The following is a 16,329-nucleotide window of genomic DNA, read 5'->3' on the forward strand; positions in this document are numbered from 1 at the left end:
GGGATTTTATTATATCAAAGAGGAGACTGCCGGAAGAGGAGGTGAGTTTCCATCATCTCTGCAGCTTCCGGCGAACCTTCCCATCCTCGCCGAATGAAAACGAAACTGCTGTCCGCCGGGCTAGCCCTGGCGATGATTCCTGCTTCCGGCCTCTGTGCTGAAGAGGCAGCCCCTGACCCCGAGATCGCCGGCTTGGAGAAAGCAGCCAAGGATTTCGTGGCCGCCTTCAACAAGAAAGACGCTGCGGCAGTCGCCGCGCTCTTCACGGAAAACGGAGAGATTACCGATCTCGATGCCAGTGAAGTGACGAGCGGGCGAGCTGATATCCAAGCCCGCTACGAGGCGATCTTCGCCGCTCCGAAGGCCCCGCAGATCGCCGTGGAGGTGGACTCGGTGCGACTGGTGGGCAAGGGCCTGGCGATCGAGGATGGGACCGTGCACTCCACGCCACCGGGTGAGGATGCGGTGCCAACATCCATGAACTACACCGCGGTGCTCCAGAAAGGCGATTCCGGTGAATGGCAGATCGCCAGCACGCGGGACCGCGGGGATGCCTCGGACGCCGCCGGTGAGCTCGCTGAGCTGGCCTCCGACCTGAAGGGAGATTGGACCACCACGGTCGATGGCATGCGGGTGGATCTTGCCTTTGGATGGGATGATTCGGGCAAGTATTTGATCGGAGAAATGCTGGTCACCGCCGCGGATGCGGAACCGCTTTCCACCAATATCCGCATAGGTTGGGACCCCGCCCACCAGACCATCACCTGGTGGACCTTTGACGACGGCGGCGGCTTTGCCAAGGGCGACTGGACCAAGCTGGAGGACGACCAGTGGATGATCCACACCGAGGGCACCACCTCCGACGGAGAGCTCACCAGCGCCAACCAAACCCTCACCTTTGACGGGGAAGACGCCTTTACCTGGACCGCCACCGAGCGGCTCGTGGATGGCGAGAAACAGCCGGACATTGAAATGCGGGTCGTCCGGCAAACGCCCGACCCGGCGGCGAAAGTGGAAAAGTGAAATCGAACCTCCTCAAGCCATGAAACGTTTTGCATCGATCATCGTGGCCATCATTGGCCTGTCATTTTTCACCGCTGAACTGGAAGCACGCGGAGGCGGTGCCCGGGGCGGCGGAGGCGGAGGTTCTCGAGGCGGAGGTGGAGCGCGCGGCGGAGGCGGTGGTTACGGCGGAGGCGGCATGAGCCGCGGAGGGGGAGGCAGCCGCAGCTACAGCGGTAGCAATCGGGGCTATAGCGGAGGGAGTTCCGCGCGCCGTAGCCCTGCGACCGGCTCAAAGGTATCGAGACCACAATCGAGACCACAGTCGCGGCCGTCGACCTCATCGCGCCCTTCCACGAAGCCAGCCACGAGGCCTTCTACCAAACCTGCCACAAGGCCGTCGACGAGGCCATCGACGGGAGGCGGAGCCAATCGTCCGGCAACCCGTCCTGATACCGGGGGCACACGTCCCGGAGGCGGCATGAACAACACGCGCCCGGGTGGGGCAAAACCTTCGACACTCCCGGGAATGGTGGGCTATCCCAGCCGTCCCGGAGGTCCGGGCGGTGCTGGTGGCGCAGGACGCCCCGGCGGACCTGGAGGCCCGGGCGGTCCCGGGGGCATTGGTGGCGCCGGTCGTCCGGGTGGACCGGGCGGTCCTGGTGGCATCGGTGACGCAGGTCGTCCCGGCGGCCCGGGCGGACCTGGAGGCCCAGGTGGAATTGGCGGCGCAGGTCGTCCCGGTGGACCGGGAGGCCCGGGTGGAGCTGGTGGCGTCGGCCGTCCCGGGGGGCCAGGTGGTCCCGGAGGGATCGGTGGCGTCGGTCGTCCGGGTGGACCGGGCGGGATTGGCGGTTTCGGCCGCCCCGGTGGGGTGGGTGGCATCGGTGGCCCCGGTCGTCCAGGAAGCATTGGCCGCCCTGGTGGGATCGGTGGCATCGGTGGGGTCGGTATTGCCGGCGGCATCGGAGGCCTCGGTGGCTTGGGCGGACTCGGTGGCCCCGGCGGGATCGGCGGCGTCGGTGGAATCGGTGGCGCTGGCAGCGGTTGGGATTCCAACCGCTGGGGCGGCAACCACGGTGTCTGGGGCAACAACAACACCAACATCCGCATCAACAACAACTTCCGGAATAACAACAACTTCGCTTGGAACCCGAATTGCTGGGGCGGACATCCATGGTGGGGCGCAGGCCATGGCCATCACTGGCATCACGGCCACTGGGGTCATTGCTGGAACGGCGGCTACGGGCACAACCACTGGTGGTACGACGATGATGACTTCGGTGAAGGATTCATGTGGGGCATCGCCGCATGGAGCCTCGGCAGCATGATCTTCGACATGGGCTACCAGTCGTATAGCAACCCCTACCCTGCCCCTCCGGTGCAGAACAGCACGGTGGTCTATACCCAGCCGATGTCGGTCACCGGTGCAGCCAATCCGCCGGGTGACGAGAAGACCGCCGCAGCAGCCGACGAAAAGTCTGACGATGCCTTGGAAAAATCCCGGGCAGCCTTCAGAACCGGTGACTACACCACCGCCCTGCAAGCTGCTGACGAAGCGATTGCAGCAACACCGGATGACGGAACCCTACACGAGTATCGTGCGCTGATTCTCTTCGCTCTTAACCGCTATGGCGATGCAGCCGGGGTTTTGAATCCAGTCCTTGCCTCAGGACCCGGCTGGAGCTGGGAAACGATGGTCGGCTTCTACACCAGCACGAGCGTCTATGAAGAACAGCTTCGGAGACTGGAAGCATGGGTCGACGCCAGCCCCAACAAGGCGGAGGGTCACTTCCTCTTGGGCTACCACTACCTGGTCTGCGGGCACATGGAGAAGGCCTACGATGAATTCGACAAGACCACCAAGCTGCAACCGGCAGACGGGATCGCCAAGCAATTGCGCGACCTGACCAAGAACTCGCTGCCGGATGGCGGTGATCCGGACGGTCAACCCCCACCACGGCCCGACCCGGTGCCGAAGGAAAAACTGCTCGGCACCTGGACCTCGGACGCATCCGGCGGGAAGATCACCTTCAAGCTCGAAAACGACGACAAGTTCACTTGGAGCTTCACCGGCAACGGGAAAACTTCGGAGATGAAGGGAAGCTGGGGTCTCAATGACAAGGGCCTTCTCATCATGAATGCGGACAATTCCCAGATGGTCACCGCGGTCAAGTTGGACGGGGACTCGAAGATGAACTTCCTCATCATCGGCGGACCCGACGGCGATCCCGGCCTGAACTTCACCAAGGGCTGATCCGATCTATCCAAGCCGGGGTGGTATTTCCGCCGCCCCGGCTTCTTCCCGCTTTTCGACCCACCCCCTCGAACTCTCCAAGCACCATGAACAGATGATCTCCGAGACGATTCACCTCCTCGACGACGAAGCCGGGATGCGGAAAGCATTGTCCCGGCTCTTGCATGCTGAAGGCTATGATGTGCGCGCGTTTGCATCGCCCCAGGAATTCCTGTCCACTTGCAATGCCTCGGAAATCGGCTGCCTGCTCTTGGATGTCGCGATGCCCGGGCTCGATGGCATCGAACTGCAGCGGCGCCTAGTTCGGGCAGGAGCAAGGTTCCCGATCATTTTCCTGACAGGTCATGGGGACATCCCGATGACCGTACGAGCCGTCCAGGCTGGTGCCGTGGATTTCCTCACCAAGCCCGTGGACGAGACCCATTTGTTGCGTGCCGTAAAACGCGCGCTGGAAATTGCGGCAGAACAGAAGGAGGAACGCGATGAGACAGCGCGGGCGGCGGCTCGCTTCAGCCGGCTAACGCCCCGCGAACGCGAGGTGATGGAGTGCGTGGTGGCCGGCAAACCGAACAAGCTCATCGCGGTCGATCTCGGCACCTGTGAACAAACGGTGAAGGTACATCGTGGCCGCGTGATGGAGAAGATGGGTGCCGAATCTCTGGCCGATCTGATCCGCTTCGCCGATCGGCTGAACATCGGAAAGAAGGCCGCATCCAGTGCCTCTGTGAACTGAACGTGGCACTATTCTGGAACGCCGGTTGAACCAAGGTGCAATGGCGGAAGGCCATCTAACACGCTTTTATGGTAAGCGTGAAGCGCCTTCCCGTGATTGCCGTCCTCGATGACGAGCCGCAGCTGCACAAGGCGCTGCGCCGTCTGCTGGTTGGGCACGGATTTGCAGTGGTCAACTTTGAACATGGCAGGGATGCCTTGGCAGCCCTCGAGGCGCAGCCGATGGACTGCCTCCTTCTCGACCTGCACATGCCCGAGTTCACCGGCTTCGACGTCTTGGAGGGGATCACGGCTCGCCGAATTACGACACCAGTGATCGTACTGACCGGGCACGGGGAGCCCAATACGGCACAGCGCGTGATCGCCATGGGTGCCGTCGCCTACCTGACCAAGCCGGTCGATGAAGCCGCCCTCCTGTCGGCGATTTCCGAGGCGACCGGCACAGCCTCCTGGAACGCCTTCTAACGAGAAATCACCCTCTCAAAAGGGGGAGGGGCTCATGATTGAACCAAGGTTCAATGGCGGCTCATGGCAGCATCTGACAGCATTTCAGACGATGAGCGCAACCCTTCTCGACGCTGCTGACGGCATCGTCACCATCACGATAAACGGCAGACTCTCGCCGGAGGACCTCGCTGCCGCGCATGCCTCGGCCGGTGCTTACCTCCGCGAGTGGGCCGGCGGATCCCTACTGATCCACGGAGAGCACTTTCAAGGATGGACCCGTGAAGGCGACTGGGCGGATCTGGCCTTCCAAACCGCCAACGACGACTTGATTCGCAAGATGGCAATCGTCGGAGACACCCGATGGCAGGACTTGGTGGTGATCTTCACCGCAAAGCGGATGCGGCCCTTCCCGATCGAATATTTCCCCATCGGCCAAACCGACGAGGCCCTCGCCTGGCTGAAGTCCTAAACTCTCCTCCATTGATCAGAAGAGAACACACCATGACCCGAATCCTCCATCACTTGAAGCGTGCCGCCGGCGTCCTTGTCGGTTGCCTTTTGTTGAACCAATGTGCCACTGGCCCGACGAGTTCGGGTGCCAGTGCCTCACAGATCTCCGCCGATTCCCATTCGGCCCTCAGGGATCTCTATCGCACCAATCCCAAAGCTCGCCAACTCGGCAATCACGCCAAAGGCATCTTGATTTTCCCTAGCATTGCCAAGGGAGGTTTCGTCGTCGGTGGCATGGGTGGAAACGGCGCACTGATTCGGCCCGACGGCAGCATCCACGACTACTACCAGACCGGCGGACTTTCCTACGGCCTTCAGGCGGGCGTGCAGAAATACGGTTACGCATTGTTCCTGATGGACCGCGAGGCCTTCGCAAACATCAACCGGGCTGAGGGCTGGGAAGTCGGCAGCAGTCCGAGTCTCGTCGTAGTCGACAAGGGCGTGGCCGGATCGCTTTCCACGACCACCATCGACAAGGGAACCTACGCGTTCTTCTTCAACCAGAGCGGCCTCATGGGAGGACTTGGCCTCCAAGGAACCAAGATCACTCGAATTCACCCGGGCCGCTGACCCCCTTCTGAGGCAGCCGTTGCACCAAGGTGCAATGGCTGCCCTAGCCCCGATCTGCCAGCATCCTGCAACAATCATGAATCCCATCCTTCTGCGACGCGTCGCCGCGATCTCGCTTTCCGCCACCGCTCTTTTCGTTACCTCTTGTGCTTCCTCCTCGCAAAATGGACGAGGCGCTTTCCTGGAAAAAAGCTGGGCCTCGACGGAGTTCAAGCAGACCGACGTCCAGAAGAAATACAGCTCGGTTCATATCGCGCCGGTCGATACATCGAACTTGGCAAAACAGGACTGGTGGCAGAGCCAGAACGCCCGGGTGCAATCGGGAGTCCTCAAGCGGGACGCACGAAAACTCGCACAACAGCTGGAAACCTCCCTCGCCCGCGAAATCCGCGCCTATCCGGGAAACCGGCTTTCCGTTGTCTCCCGTCCAGGCCCGAACACCTTGACGATCCGGATGGCAATCACCGAGCTCACACCTTCGAAGGCCTACTGGAACATGGGCGCTACCGCTGCAGGTTTCGTGGTACCGGGAGCCGGACTTCTAAGCATGGCTGGCAGCGGCAGCATCGCCGTCTCAGGCACCCTGCAGGACAGCAAGGGCAAAGTAGCCTCTTTCTCAGACCGCCGCAGTGATCCCGTCTCGCCGGTGAATCTCCGCAGCTACGAGTGGTACGGCGGCGCCGAGGCGAACATCGAAATCTGGGCCAAGCAAGGCGCGCAATTCCTCAACACGCCTCCAGGATCAACAGTCAAGCGGACCTCCGGCGTCACCTTGAATCCATTCTAACCACGAGGCGGTCCAGCGATCGCGCGTCCACAATCCGAGCTTGAGGCAACTTCTATGACACGAACCCTTCTGATCCTAAGCCTGGCAGCCGGAATCGCGGCTGCACAGGAATCCGCTACAACCGACATCGAAGCGCGCCGGCAATCAGTCGCCACGCTCAAACAGCATCTCGCCATGCGCGAACAACGCCTGGCTGAAGTCAGCGCCGAGATTCGCCAGCGCGGCGAAGCGACCGACAAGAAGATCGGTGACTTGGTCAACATGCTCTCCGGTCTCAAGGACTCCCAGTCCTCCAAGCGCCGGGTGACTGAGACCAAAGCCGAGGCGATTGCCGGACTTAAGAAGATGCTCGAAGTCTACAAGCGCGAGCGGAACGCCATCATCACGCAATTGCGCAGCGATCAGTCCGTGCCCGAGGAAGAATTGAAGGGTGACATGGCCACGATCGATGCGCTCACCGAGAAGCGTGTGGCCCAGATCCTTGAGCTTGTGAAGTCCATGCCTGGCGGCGAAGACGTGGCGAAGTACGAGCAGGATAGCAGCTACGAAGCCAACGGGGTTTACTACGAAAACAGCCGCGTCAGCGAAGAGTGGCGGCAGAACCGCCGCGACCGCGTCCAGACGGAAAAGCAGCGGAAAGAGGTCCAAGACGCTCTCAAGAAAGCAATCGCGGACCTCGAAGCCCGGGGCAACACGCTGAAGTCGCAGCTCGCCAGCGGGAAACTCAGCGAGACCGAAAAGGCCATCTTCGAGCAGGAGCTGGATCATGTGACCAAGCTCTCCGATGTCCGGAAGTCACAGCTCGCCGATGTCACAGCGCCTTCCAACGCGGCTGAAATGGGCGCCTCCAAAGACGAGGCGGACGACCTCAAGCAGATGCTGCGCGACGCACGCCGTGATATTGCAGACGACTTCGCACGCACCGTGCGCCTCTATCACTCGGTGGTGGCAGAACGCCAGAAGATCCATGAAGTGAAGGATAATCTCGCGGCACGCGAGAAGTGGCTCGCGGAGAACGATCCTGCGGCAAAGAAGAGCGAATAACCCGGCATCTCCGGCCGGAAAGATTCAAATCCAGCAACCTCATGAGTATTTCCCAACGCCTGTCGAATCACTTCAGTGCCTGCCGCCTCATCAGCTTGGCGAAGCTCAAGGCCGCATCGGAGATCCTGAACAAGGACAGCAACGGACCCTACTTGATCATGCAGCACGGCTATGAGCCCGGTGACGCATCCATGCGGGCCGGAGACTACCTGCTCGGCAGATCCGGAGCATGGCTAGGCACCCACTGGTTCATTCGTATGCCAGTGCAAGATCGAAGAAAGGAGTTTCTCTTCGGCACCGTCGCCGAAGTGATGGAACTCATGGAAACGCTTACCAGCAAAGTCAGCGTTATCAGCACCAAGCCTGACAACGTCCGGGAAGATGGCCCGGTGGACGAGGAATTACAGAAGGCAATCGAAGGAAAATAAACCGTTCCTAAAGCCATGAAATACAATCTGGACCCCGACAGGAAAATCAAGATCGAGGTCAGCGAAGGCGACCGGGTCGACTTCAAGCTTCGCGACATTCTTGTCATCCCCGATCACCAGATATCCCTTAAGAAGGATTTCGATCCCGATTTCACCGGTGGCTATGAAGACAAGGCTGGAGCCTTGCAGCGCGTGGCCGCTAACGTGCAGCGCTTGGCGGAGCTCCAGGAGAAGCTCTATGCACAGGACGTCTATGGCATTCTGATTATCTTCCAGGCGATCGATGCCGCCGGAAAAGACGGGGCCATCCGCCATGTGATGTCAGGGATCAATCCCCAAGGGTGCCATGTCACCAGCTTTAAGGCCCCCTCTTCCGAAGATCTCGACCACGACTATCTGTGGCGCGCGACAAAGGTCCTGCCCGCACGAGGAATGATCGGGATCTTTAACCGCTCCTACTATGAAGAGGTGCTGGCGGTGAAGGTGCATCCGGAATTTCTGGCCAAGCAGAACTTGCCCGGGAAGCCCGGCGGCAAAGCCTTCTGGGCACGCCGCTACAAGGAGATCAACCGCTTCGAAAAGTATCTCACCAGCAACGGGATCATTCCCATCAAGTTCTTCCTGAATCTGTCCCGAAAGGAACAGAAGAAGCGCTTCATCGCCCGGATCGATGAACCAAAGAAAAACTGGAAGTTTTCGGTCGCCGATTTCAAGGAGCGAGCCTTGTGGGACGACTACCAGCAAGCCTTCGAAGACATGCTGAACCACACGAGCACGGAACATGCGCCGTGGTTCGTCATTCCCTCCGACAACAAGTGGTTCGCACGATTGGCAATTTCGGAAGCGATCTGCGTCGTGCTGGAACAATTGAAGCTGAAGTTCCCCGAGGTTTCCGAGGAACGGCGCGCTGAACTCCTCAAGATCCGCGAAGAGCTTGAGAAGGACTAGCCGGGATAACTTTGCATAGACCCTCCGATTCCTTTCAACCGCTCACACCGATGGATTGCCCGACGTCCTATTATCTCCGCCTTCGCGGGAGACATCTGCTCCTCGCAGCCGCCATTCCCTTCGCTTCCTGCAAGAAAGAGGAATCAGCCTCCGGCCCGCCGCCCCCGCCCGCGGTGTCCGTTGTTCCGGCATCCACCCGCCCGGTAGACATTGTTCGCAGTTGGACAGGCTCCCTCGACGGATCGGTGAACGTCGATATCCGTCCCCGCGTGTCCGGCTACCTGCAGTCGCGGGGATATTCCGATGGTCAGACGGTGAAGAAGGGCGACCTTCTTTTCACGATCGATCCGCGTCCTTTCGAGGCGGAACTCCGGCAGGCCGAAGCCGACCACCTCAAGGCGATCGCCCAGCGCACGAAGGCAGAACAAGACGTAGCTCGTTACCGGCCTCTCGCGGAGAAGCGTGCGATCAGCCAGGAAGAGCTGGAACATTCGATCCAAGCGCATGAGGCGGCCGATGCCAATGTCGCTGCCGCTCTCGCCGTCATCGACCAAGCCAAACTGAATCTGGGTTTCACTAAGATCTACAGCGAGATCGACGGCGTAGCCGGCTTCGCCAATCGCGAGATCGGGGACCTTGTCGGACCTCTCGACTCCAAGCCCCTCGCCACGGTTTCCACGGTCGATCCGATCAAGGTTAGCTTCCAGGTGAGCGAGCAGGAGTATCTCCAAGCAAAGCGGAAGCGGGAGGAAGTTGGGAAGCCCGAGGTCGATATTCCCAATATTCCGGTCGGCCTTATCCTCGCGGACGGTCACCGCCACCCACAACCCGGCAAGCTGGTGAGCATCAGCCGCGAAGTGAATACCTACACTGGTACTTTCGAACTCACTGCTCACTTCCCGAATCCAGGCAATATCCTTCGTCCGGGACAATTCGCCCGCGTCGATGCCGTCATGGGCACTGTCAATGCAGTCCTCGTCCCGCAGCGGGCCGTTTCTGAAGTGCAAGGCGCCTATCAAGTGGCCGTCGTCGCCGACGGCAAGGCGTTGATCCGTCCGGTAACGGTCGGCCAACGCTCGGGTACCGATTGGGTGATCGAGACGGGCCTCCAGGCAGGCGAGAACGTGATCGTCGAGGGTCTCCAGAAGGTTCGCAACGACACACCGGTCGAGGCCAGCCCTTGGACTCCGCCCAGCGCCCCAGAGCAGCCCAAAACGGAGGGGAAATAATTACGCATGGCCTCTTTCTTCGTTAATCGCCCCATCGTCGCGATGGTGATCTCGATCCTGATGACCATCATCGGGATCATCACCTACTTCCGTCTGCCAGTCGCGCAGTTCCCCGACATCGTCCCTCCGGAAATTCAGGTGAAAACCACCTACACCGGAGCTGACGCACTCACGGTCGAGCAATCGGTCGCCACGCCCATCGAACAGCAGATGAGCGGCGTGGACAACATGAACTACATGCAGTCCGTCAACGGCAACGACGGCACGCTGAAGCTGACGGTGAATTTCGAGGTCGGCACCGATGTGAATGAGGACCAGATCCTCTCCCAGATGCGGTCCAACCAAGCTTCATCCCAGCTACCACAGGACGTGAACAAGTTCGGTGTGACGGTGCAGAAGTCCACCTCGTCGCCACTGATCATGTTCGCGCTCTTCTCGCCGAACGGAACCTATGACAACGTCTTCCTGGCGAACTACGCGAACATCAACCTGAACGACGAATTCACCCGCGTGAAGGGCATCGCGAGCGTGACCGTTTTCGGTGCCGGCCAGTACGCGATGCGCATCTGGGTGAAGCCGGACCAACTCGCGAAGCTCGGCGTGACCATCCCGGAGATCCTGCAGGCCGTACAGACGCAGAACACGGTGAACCCTGCCGGCACGATCGGCGGCGAGCCGATCCCGAAGGGTCAGGAATTCACCTATGCCGTGCGCGCCCAAGGACGTTTGCAGACTCCGGAGGAATTCGGTGACATTATTGTCCGCGCCAATGCGGATGGCTCGATGCTGCGGGTGAAGGATGTGGCACGCATCGAACTCGGCGCGCAGAACTATGCGATCAATGGCCGTCTGAACGGCAAGCCCGCCGCGCTCGTAGCCCTCTACCAGCTTCCTGGCTCGAACGCCATTGCGGCCGCCGATGGCGCAAAGGACACGATGAAGCGCCTCGCGGAGAAGTTCCCCACCGATCTCGATTACGTCATCTGTCTCGATACCACCCTGGCCGTGACCGAGGGCATGGCCGAGATCCAGCACACGTTAATCGAAGCCCTAGTGCTGGTGATTCTGGTCGTCTTCATCTTCCTCCAGGGGTGGCGGGCGACTTTGATCCCGCTGTTGGCGGCTCCCGTCTCCCTGATCAGCACCTTCGTGCTATTCCCGGCGTTCGGCTTCACCGTCAATACGCTCTCGCTCTTTGGCCTCGTGCTCGCGATCGGCTTGGTCGTGGATGACGCGATCATCGTGGTGGAAGCGGTGGAGCATCACATTGAGCACGGCCTCAGCCCGCGGGAAGCAACGCTCAAGGCGATGTCGGAGGTAAGCGGCCCGGTAGTAGCAATCGCATTGATCCTTGCCGCCGTGTTCGTGCCGACCGCCTTCATTCCAGGCATCACCGGCCGCCTTTACCAGCAGTTCGCGGTGACCATCGCCATCTCGATGCTAATCTCGGCCTTCAATGCGCTCACGCTTTCGCCAGCCCTCGCGGCGATCCTCCTGAAGCCTAAGAAGAAGAGCACTGGGCCGTTGCAGAAATTCTTCGATTGGTTCAACCGCGTGTTCGGCAGGGCCACCGATGGCTTTGTCAGCGGTTGCCATTTCTTCATCCGCAAGTGGGTAATCGCGCTGATCGTTCTGGGCTGCTTCATCGCCCTAGCCGCGAAGCTTGGCAAAGCGGTCCCGGGCAGCTTCCTACCGGAAGAAGACCAAGGTTACTTCTTTGCCCAGATCATCTTGCCGGACGCGGCCTCCATGCAGCGCACCGACGAGGTAATGAAGGAGTGCGAAAAAATTCTGAAGGACACGCCCGGGGTGGAATACTACAGCACGGTCACCGGCTACAACTTCCTGACAGGTGTCAACACCAGCTATAGCGGGATCTTCTTCATCTCCCTGAAGGGTTGGTCCGAACGAAAGGCACCCGAGGAGCAGTATGACGCCATCCTCAAGCACGTGAACACCAAGTTCGCCGGAATTCCCTCTGCCCGGGCCTTCGCGTTCTCTCCTCCGGCCATTCCCGGGATCGGCACCAGCGGTGGTGTGACCTTCCTGCTTCAGGACCGCTCCGGCAAAGATGTGGCCTTCCTCGCGGAGAACGTGATGAAGTTCTTGGCTGCGGCCCGCGAACGGAAGGAACTGGCAGGAGTGACACCGATGTTCTCGCCCTCCGTTCCCCAGGTTTTCCTGAATGTGGACCGGGAAAAGGTGCTCAAGCAGAGCGTCGACTTGGGGGACGTCTACAAGACGCTGCAAACCTTCATGGGCGGCTACTTCGTAAACTACTTCAACCGCTTCGGACGTCAGTGGCAGGTGTTCGTCCAAGCCGATGGCGATTACCGGACGAACGTCGACCAAGTCGGCCAGTTCTTCGTGAGGAACAACGATGGAGGGATGGTTCCACTGAGCGCGCTCACCTACTCGAAGCCGGTCAGCGGCCCGGAGTTCACGATGCGCTACAACCTCTATCGCTCCGCACAAATCAATGCCACACCAGCACCCGGATATTCGTCCGGACAGGCGATGGCAGCGATGGAGGATGTCTTCAAGCAGACCATGTCCAGCGATCTTGGCTTCGGCTACCTGGGTATGAGCTATCAGGAAAAGCGGGCGCAAGAGGGCGTATCCTCGACCGCGATCTTCGCGATGTCGCTGCTCTTCGTCTTCCTGATCCTGGCGGCTCAGTATGAAAGCTGGAGCCTGCCCTTCAGCGTGCTGCTCAGCGTCCCGGTAGCCGTCTGCGGCGCCTTCGGGGCCCTGTTGGTGGGCAAATACGAGAACAACATCTATGCCCAGATCGGACTGGTCGTGTTGATCGGCCTCTCTGCGAAGAACGCCATTCTTATCGTCGAGTTCGCGAAGATGAAATACGAGGAAGGCCTGCCTTTGATCGAAGCGGCTTTGGAAGGAGCCAAGCTCCGGCTGAGACCGATCCTCATGACAAGCTTTGCCTTCATGCTAGGCTGCGTTCCTCTGGCCACGGCCACCGGTGCGGGTGCCCTGTCCCGGCAGGTCATGGGCTTCGTGATCATCGGCGGCATGATCTTCGCCAGCTTCCTCGCCATCTTCCTGATCCCGGTGCTCTACTACATGGTGGAGAAAATCGCGGGCAAGAAGAAGCCCCAGAATACCGATACGCCACCTCCCGCTCCGCACGCCCATGCTTGAGCTTCGCTCCCTAGGATTGCTTTCCGCCGTTCTCCTCGCCGGCTGCAATGTCGGCCCGAATTTCGAGGACCCGCTGACAAGCGTACCGATGTCCTTCCGCTTCGATGCGAACGCGAGTTCGAGCTCAATCGCTGATCTTCCTTGGTGGAAGGTTTACCACGATCCAAAGCTCCAGTCGCTGATCAACGAGGCGCTTTCGAATAACCATGACCTCCGCATCGCAATCACCCGGGTGGAGCAAGCGCGACAAGTTGCGCTTCAGACGCGATCTCTGGGGCTGCCGTCGGTCGATTATGGAGGCGGGATAAGCCGGGGACGAAACCAGGCTGGAGGAACCGGCTCCTTCACCGGCGGTCGCACAGCGGACGATGCCACGGCGCTTCTATCGGTGGTTTGGGAGGTGGACCTGTGGGGACGGATCCGGCGCCTCAGCGAAGCCGACCTCGCCCGCTATCTGGCTACCGATGAAGCCCGCTGCGGGGTGATTGTGTCGCTAATCGGCGATGTGGCACAAACTTACTTCGAACTGCTAGAGTTGGACCTCGAGAAGGAGATCGCCATCCGCTCCCGCGACTCCTTCCAAGAGAGCTTCAATCTATTCGACAGCCGTCTCCAAGGAGGTGTCGCATCCACGATCGAGACCTCACGGGCGAAAGCTGCTACGGCGCAAGCCGCGGCGACCATCCCGGACATTGAACGCTTGATCGCGCAAAAGGAGAATCAACTCTCAATCCTAACCGGCCGCGCCCCTGGCCCGATTCATCCGCGTGGAAAGCTCGACGACAATGTGGTCTCGCGGGCCGTGCCGGCGGGCTTGCCCTCGTCGATGATCCGCCGTCGGCCGGACATCCGGCAATCCGAGCAATTGCTACGCGCCGCCAACGCCGAGGTAGGGGCCGCGATCGCGGAATACTATCCGAAAATCGGGCTTACCGCCTTTGCTGGCCGGATCAGTCCGGATCTTTCCGATCTCTCCGATGGAGTGGGTAACGCGTGGTCCGTCGCTTCAAGCATCTCGGGACCGATCTTCAACGGAGGACGATTGAAGGCACAGGAAGCTCAGGCTCGGGCCGCTTTTGATGAAGCCAAGCTTCGGCATGAAAAGACTGTTCTTGTCGCCCTCGGAGAAGTCTCGAATGCCTTGGTATCGCGCCAGAAATTCGCCGCGGCGCGAGCCGACCAAGAACAGGCGGTGCACTCCCTGACTGATTCCGTAGGCGTTTCGACCGAACGCTACAGTGCCGGGCGCGCTAACTACTTCGAGATTCTCGATGCGCAGCTCGAGCTCTTCCCGACGGAGCTGCAGCTCGCCCGCATCCGGCTCAACGAATACTTGGCCGTGGTCGGACTCTATCGCGCACTCGGGGGAGGCTGTTCTTCGGAAGCAGTCTCTTCGTCGAAACAGGGCCTGTGAGCTGAATCCGGCACCGGGCGTTTTCTATGGAAATCCGCTCCTCCGCTGGTTAGATATCAGCCATAGCCGGTCGGCGAACCCAATCCATGCCCGACAAGAAAGCCGCAGTCTCACGCGAGACCTTGTATCGCCTTGGCCGGGTCGTGCGGATGTTCCTCCGCTCCAAGACCGGCTCGCGTGCGCGCTGGCTCCTGGCAGGCCTGCTGACACTCATGCTGATGATCAACGGCATGAACGTGCTCAACAGCTACGTCGGCCGCGATTTCTTTTCCGCGATCGAGGCACGCGACCATGCAGGTTTCGTTCGCCAGGCTTGGCTCTATGTGGCTGTCTTCGCCGGCTCTACGGTGGTAGCCGTGTTCTTCCGGTTCTGCGAGGAGCGGCTCGCACTTCTCTGGCGTGAGTGGCAGACACAACGGGTGGTCCGGGGCTACCTGGACAAGCACATCTACCTGCACCTCAAGGAGACTGGCTCGATCACCAATCCGGACCAGCGCATGACCGAGGACATCCGGGCGCTGACTACGACCTCGCTGTCCTTTCTGCTGATGATCCTGAACGGGACTTTCACCACCATTTCCTTCTCCGGAGTATTGTGGTCGATTAGCCCCATCCTCTTTGCGGTGGCGGTCATCTATGCGGCCGCCGGCTCCTGCCTGACCTTCTGGCTGGGACGTCCGCTGATTCAGCTCAACTATCAGCAGGCAGACCGTGAAGCGGATTTCCGCTCCGAGCTCATCTACGTTCATCAGAATGCAGAAGGACTCGCCTTCACCCGAGATGAAAGCCGGATGAAAGACCGGCTCGCTGCGCGCATTGACCAATTGGTTGGCAACTTTCGGAAGATCATCTCGGTGAACCGCAACCTGAATTTCTTCACGGGCGGCTACAACTACATGATCCAGCTGATCCCGGCCCTCTTTGTAGCGCCGATGTTCATTGCCGGAGGAGTGGAGTTCGGGGTGATCGGTCAATCGACCATGGCTTTCGCGACCCTTGTCGGGGCATTCTCACTGGTGGTGACGCAGTTCCAATCGATCTCGTCCTATGCATCGGTCGTTGCGCGCCTGAGCGAACTCGTGGATGCCTCTGAATCCGCAGTGGTCCGCGATTCCAAGTCTTGCCTCGACTGCAAGATGGATGCCGAGCGAATCATTTATTCCCGTCTCTGCTTGCGGGCTTCGGACACGGACGAGCGTCTGCTCTTGGAGAACCTTGATGCTACCTTTGTGCCAGGCCGAACGGTTCTCGTGACCGGACCCAATCCCTCGGCGAAGATGGCACTCTTCCGTGCCACGGCAGGCCTTCATGAAGCGGGAAGCGGTAGCATTCAGCGCCCCCCCTTGGCCAAGATGGCCTTCGTCCTGGAACAGCCCTATCTGCCCCCAGGCTCGCTTCGCGAGGTATTGACCCCACCCGGTGTGGAGCCGCTTCCGGACGCGACGATTCTCGGCATCCTCGATGAACTGAAGCTCGAAGTTCCTGGATCCACGAAGCATGATTTCGACAGCCAACGCCGCTGGGACGACGTCCTGAACCTCGGAGAAGGCCAGCTACTCGCAATCGCACGAGCCCTTCTCTCGGCCCCCGAGTTCATCTTTCTGGACCATTTGGAATCCGCGCTTGATAGCGACGAATTCGCGCTCGTCCGAGCGGCTATTTCCCGCCACGGGGCTTCTGCTGTCGTATTCAGCGACGGTCGGTCCGGGGGCAACGGCTATGATGCCGTTCTTCATATCGCCGCAGATGGGAGCTGGAAATGGGAGGAAAAGACCGCAGCACCTCCTGCGGTCTAATCA

The 16,329-nt window shown here is 60.2% G+C and carries 16 protein-coding genes; 15 read left to right on the top strand and 1 reads right to left on the bottom strand.

Going from position 1 to position 16,329, the window contains the following annotated elements:
* Positions 1-93 precede the first annotated feature (93 nt).
* Together HHL09_RS07720 and HHL09_RS26655 are read left to right on the top strand one after the other, a co-directional pair.
* Positions 94-1,023, top strand: coding sequence for a YybH family protein (locus tag HHL09_RS07720; protein ID WP_169453990.1), 930 nt, complete (start codon positions 94-96; stop codon positions 1,021-1,023).
* A 53-nt stretch (positions 1,024-1,076) separates the two neighbouring features.
* Entirely contained in the window at positions 1,077-1,205 is a 129-nt protein-coding gene (locus HHL09_RS26655; RefSeq protein WP_277349168.1) for a hypothetical protein, read from the top strand.
* A gap of 46 nt (positions 1,206-1,251) precedes the next feature.
* Here the strand turns inward: HHL09_RS26655 and HHL09_RS07730 are convergent, their stop codons facing one another.
* Positions 1,252-1,485, bottom strand: coding sequence for a FliH/SctL family protein (locus tag HHL09_RS07730; RefSeq protein ID WP_169453991.1), 234 nt, complete (start codon positions 1,483-1,485; stop codon positions 1,252-1,254).
* On the opposite strand from HHL09_RS07730, the gene HHL09_RS07735 reads away from it, so the two are divergent.
* The 13 genes from HHL09_RS07735 to HHL09_RS07795 all read left to right on the top strand — a co-directional run bounded on the left by HHL09_RS07735 (position 1,484) and on the right by HHL09_RS07795 (position 16,326).
* Complete coding sequence (locus tag HHL09_RS07735) at positions 1,484-3,259, top strand: tetratricopeptide repeat protein (protein ID WP_169453992.1); 1,776 nt, start codon at positions 1,484-1,486, stop codon at positions 3,257-3,259. The genes HHL09_RS07730 and HHL09_RS07735 overlap by 2 nt on opposite strands.
* Positions 3,260-3,353: 94 nt before the next feature.
* Positions 3,354-3,992 carry a response regulator transcription factor gene (locus HHL09_RS07740; RefSeq protein WP_169453993.1) on the top strand — a complete coding sequence of 213 codons (639 nt, stop codon included), beginning with the start codon at positions 3,354-3,356 and terminating at the stop codon, positions 3,990-3,992.
* Positions 3,993-4,069: 77 nt separating this feature from the next.
* Positions 4,070-4,456: a response regulator gene (locus HHL09_RS07745; RefSeq protein WP_169453994.1), complete on the top strand. Its 387-nt coding sequence runs from the start codon at positions 4,070-4,072 to the stop codon at positions 4,454-4,456.
* Positions 4,457-4,547: 91 nt separating this feature from the next.
* Positions 4,548-4,907, top strand: a complete 360-nt coding sequence (locus tag HHL09_RS07750) for a SpoIIAA family protein (protein ID WP_169453995.1) — start codon at positions 4,548-4,550, stop codon at positions 4,905-4,907.
* A gap of 32 nt (positions 4,908-4,939) precedes the next feature.
* Positions 4,940-5,518, top strand: a complete 579-nt coding sequence (locus HHL09_RS07755) for a lipid-binding SYLF domain-containing protein (RefSeq protein WP_169453996.1) — start codon at positions 4,940-4,942, stop codon at positions 5,516-5,518.
* A gap of 76 nt (positions 5,519-5,594) precedes the next feature.
* Complete coding sequence (locus HHL09_RS07760; protein WP_169453997.1) at positions 5,595-6,305, top strand: DUF3313 family protein; 711 nt, start codon at positions 5,595-5,597, stop codon at positions 6,303-6,305.
* Positions 6,306-6,359: 54 nt separating this feature from the next.
* Positions 6,360-7,349: a coiled-coil domain-containing protein gene (locus tag HHL09_RS07765; RefSeq protein WP_169453998.1), complete on the top strand. Its 990-nt coding sequence runs from the start codon at positions 6,360-6,362 to the stop codon at positions 7,347-7,349.
* 41 nt (positions 7,350-7,390) lie between these two features.
* Positions 7,391-7,777: a hypothetical protein gene (locus tag HHL09_RS07770; protein ID WP_169453999.1), complete on the top strand. Its 387-nt coding sequence runs from the start codon at positions 7,391-7,393 to the stop codon at positions 7,775-7,777.
* A gap of 15 nt (positions 7,778-7,792) precedes the next feature.
* Positions 7,793-8,725 carry a polyphosphate kinase 2 family protein gene (locus HHL09_RS07775; RefSeq protein WP_169454000.1) on the top strand — a complete coding sequence of 311 codons (933 nt, stop codon included), beginning with the start codon at positions 7,793-7,795 and terminating at the stop codon, positions 8,723-8,725.
* A 50-nt stretch (positions 8,726-8,775) separates the two neighbouring features.
* A complete protein-coding gene (locus tag HHL09_RS07780; protein WP_169454001.1) occupies positions 8,776-9,954 on the top strand; it encodes an efflux RND transporter periplasmic adaptor subunit in 1,179 nt (392 codons plus the stop codon).
* A 6-nt stretch (positions 9,955-9,960) separates the two neighbouring features.
* A complete protein-coding gene (locus tag HHL09_RS07785; RefSeq protein ID WP_169454002.1) occupies positions 9,961-13,116 on the top strand; it encodes an efflux RND transporter permease subunit in 3,156 nt (1,051 codons plus the stop codon).
* On the top strand, positions 13,109-14,530 hold the full coding sequence (locus HHL09_RS07790; RefSeq protein WP_169454003.1) for an efflux transporter outer membrane subunit: 1,422 nt from the start codon (positions 13,109-13,111) through the stop codon (positions 14,528-14,530). Before HHL09_RS07785 ends, HHL09_RS07790 begins: the two co-directional genes overlap by 8 nt.
* Positions 14,531-14,616: 86 nt before the next feature.
* The gene (locus tag HHL09_RS07795) at positions 14,617-16,326 is read left to right on the top strand and encodes an ABC transporter ATP-binding protein/permease (RefSeq protein ID WP_169454004.1); all 1,710 of its coding nucleotides are present in this window, start codon (positions 14,617-14,619) and stop codon (positions 16,324-16,326) included.
* Positions 16,327-16,329 lie beyond the last annotated feature (3 nt).

Source organism: Luteolibacter luteus (genome assembly GCF_012913485.1).
Lineage (GTDB): Bacteria > Verrucomicrobiota > Verrucomicrobiia > Verrucomicrobiales > Akkermansiaceae > Haloferula > Haloferula lutea.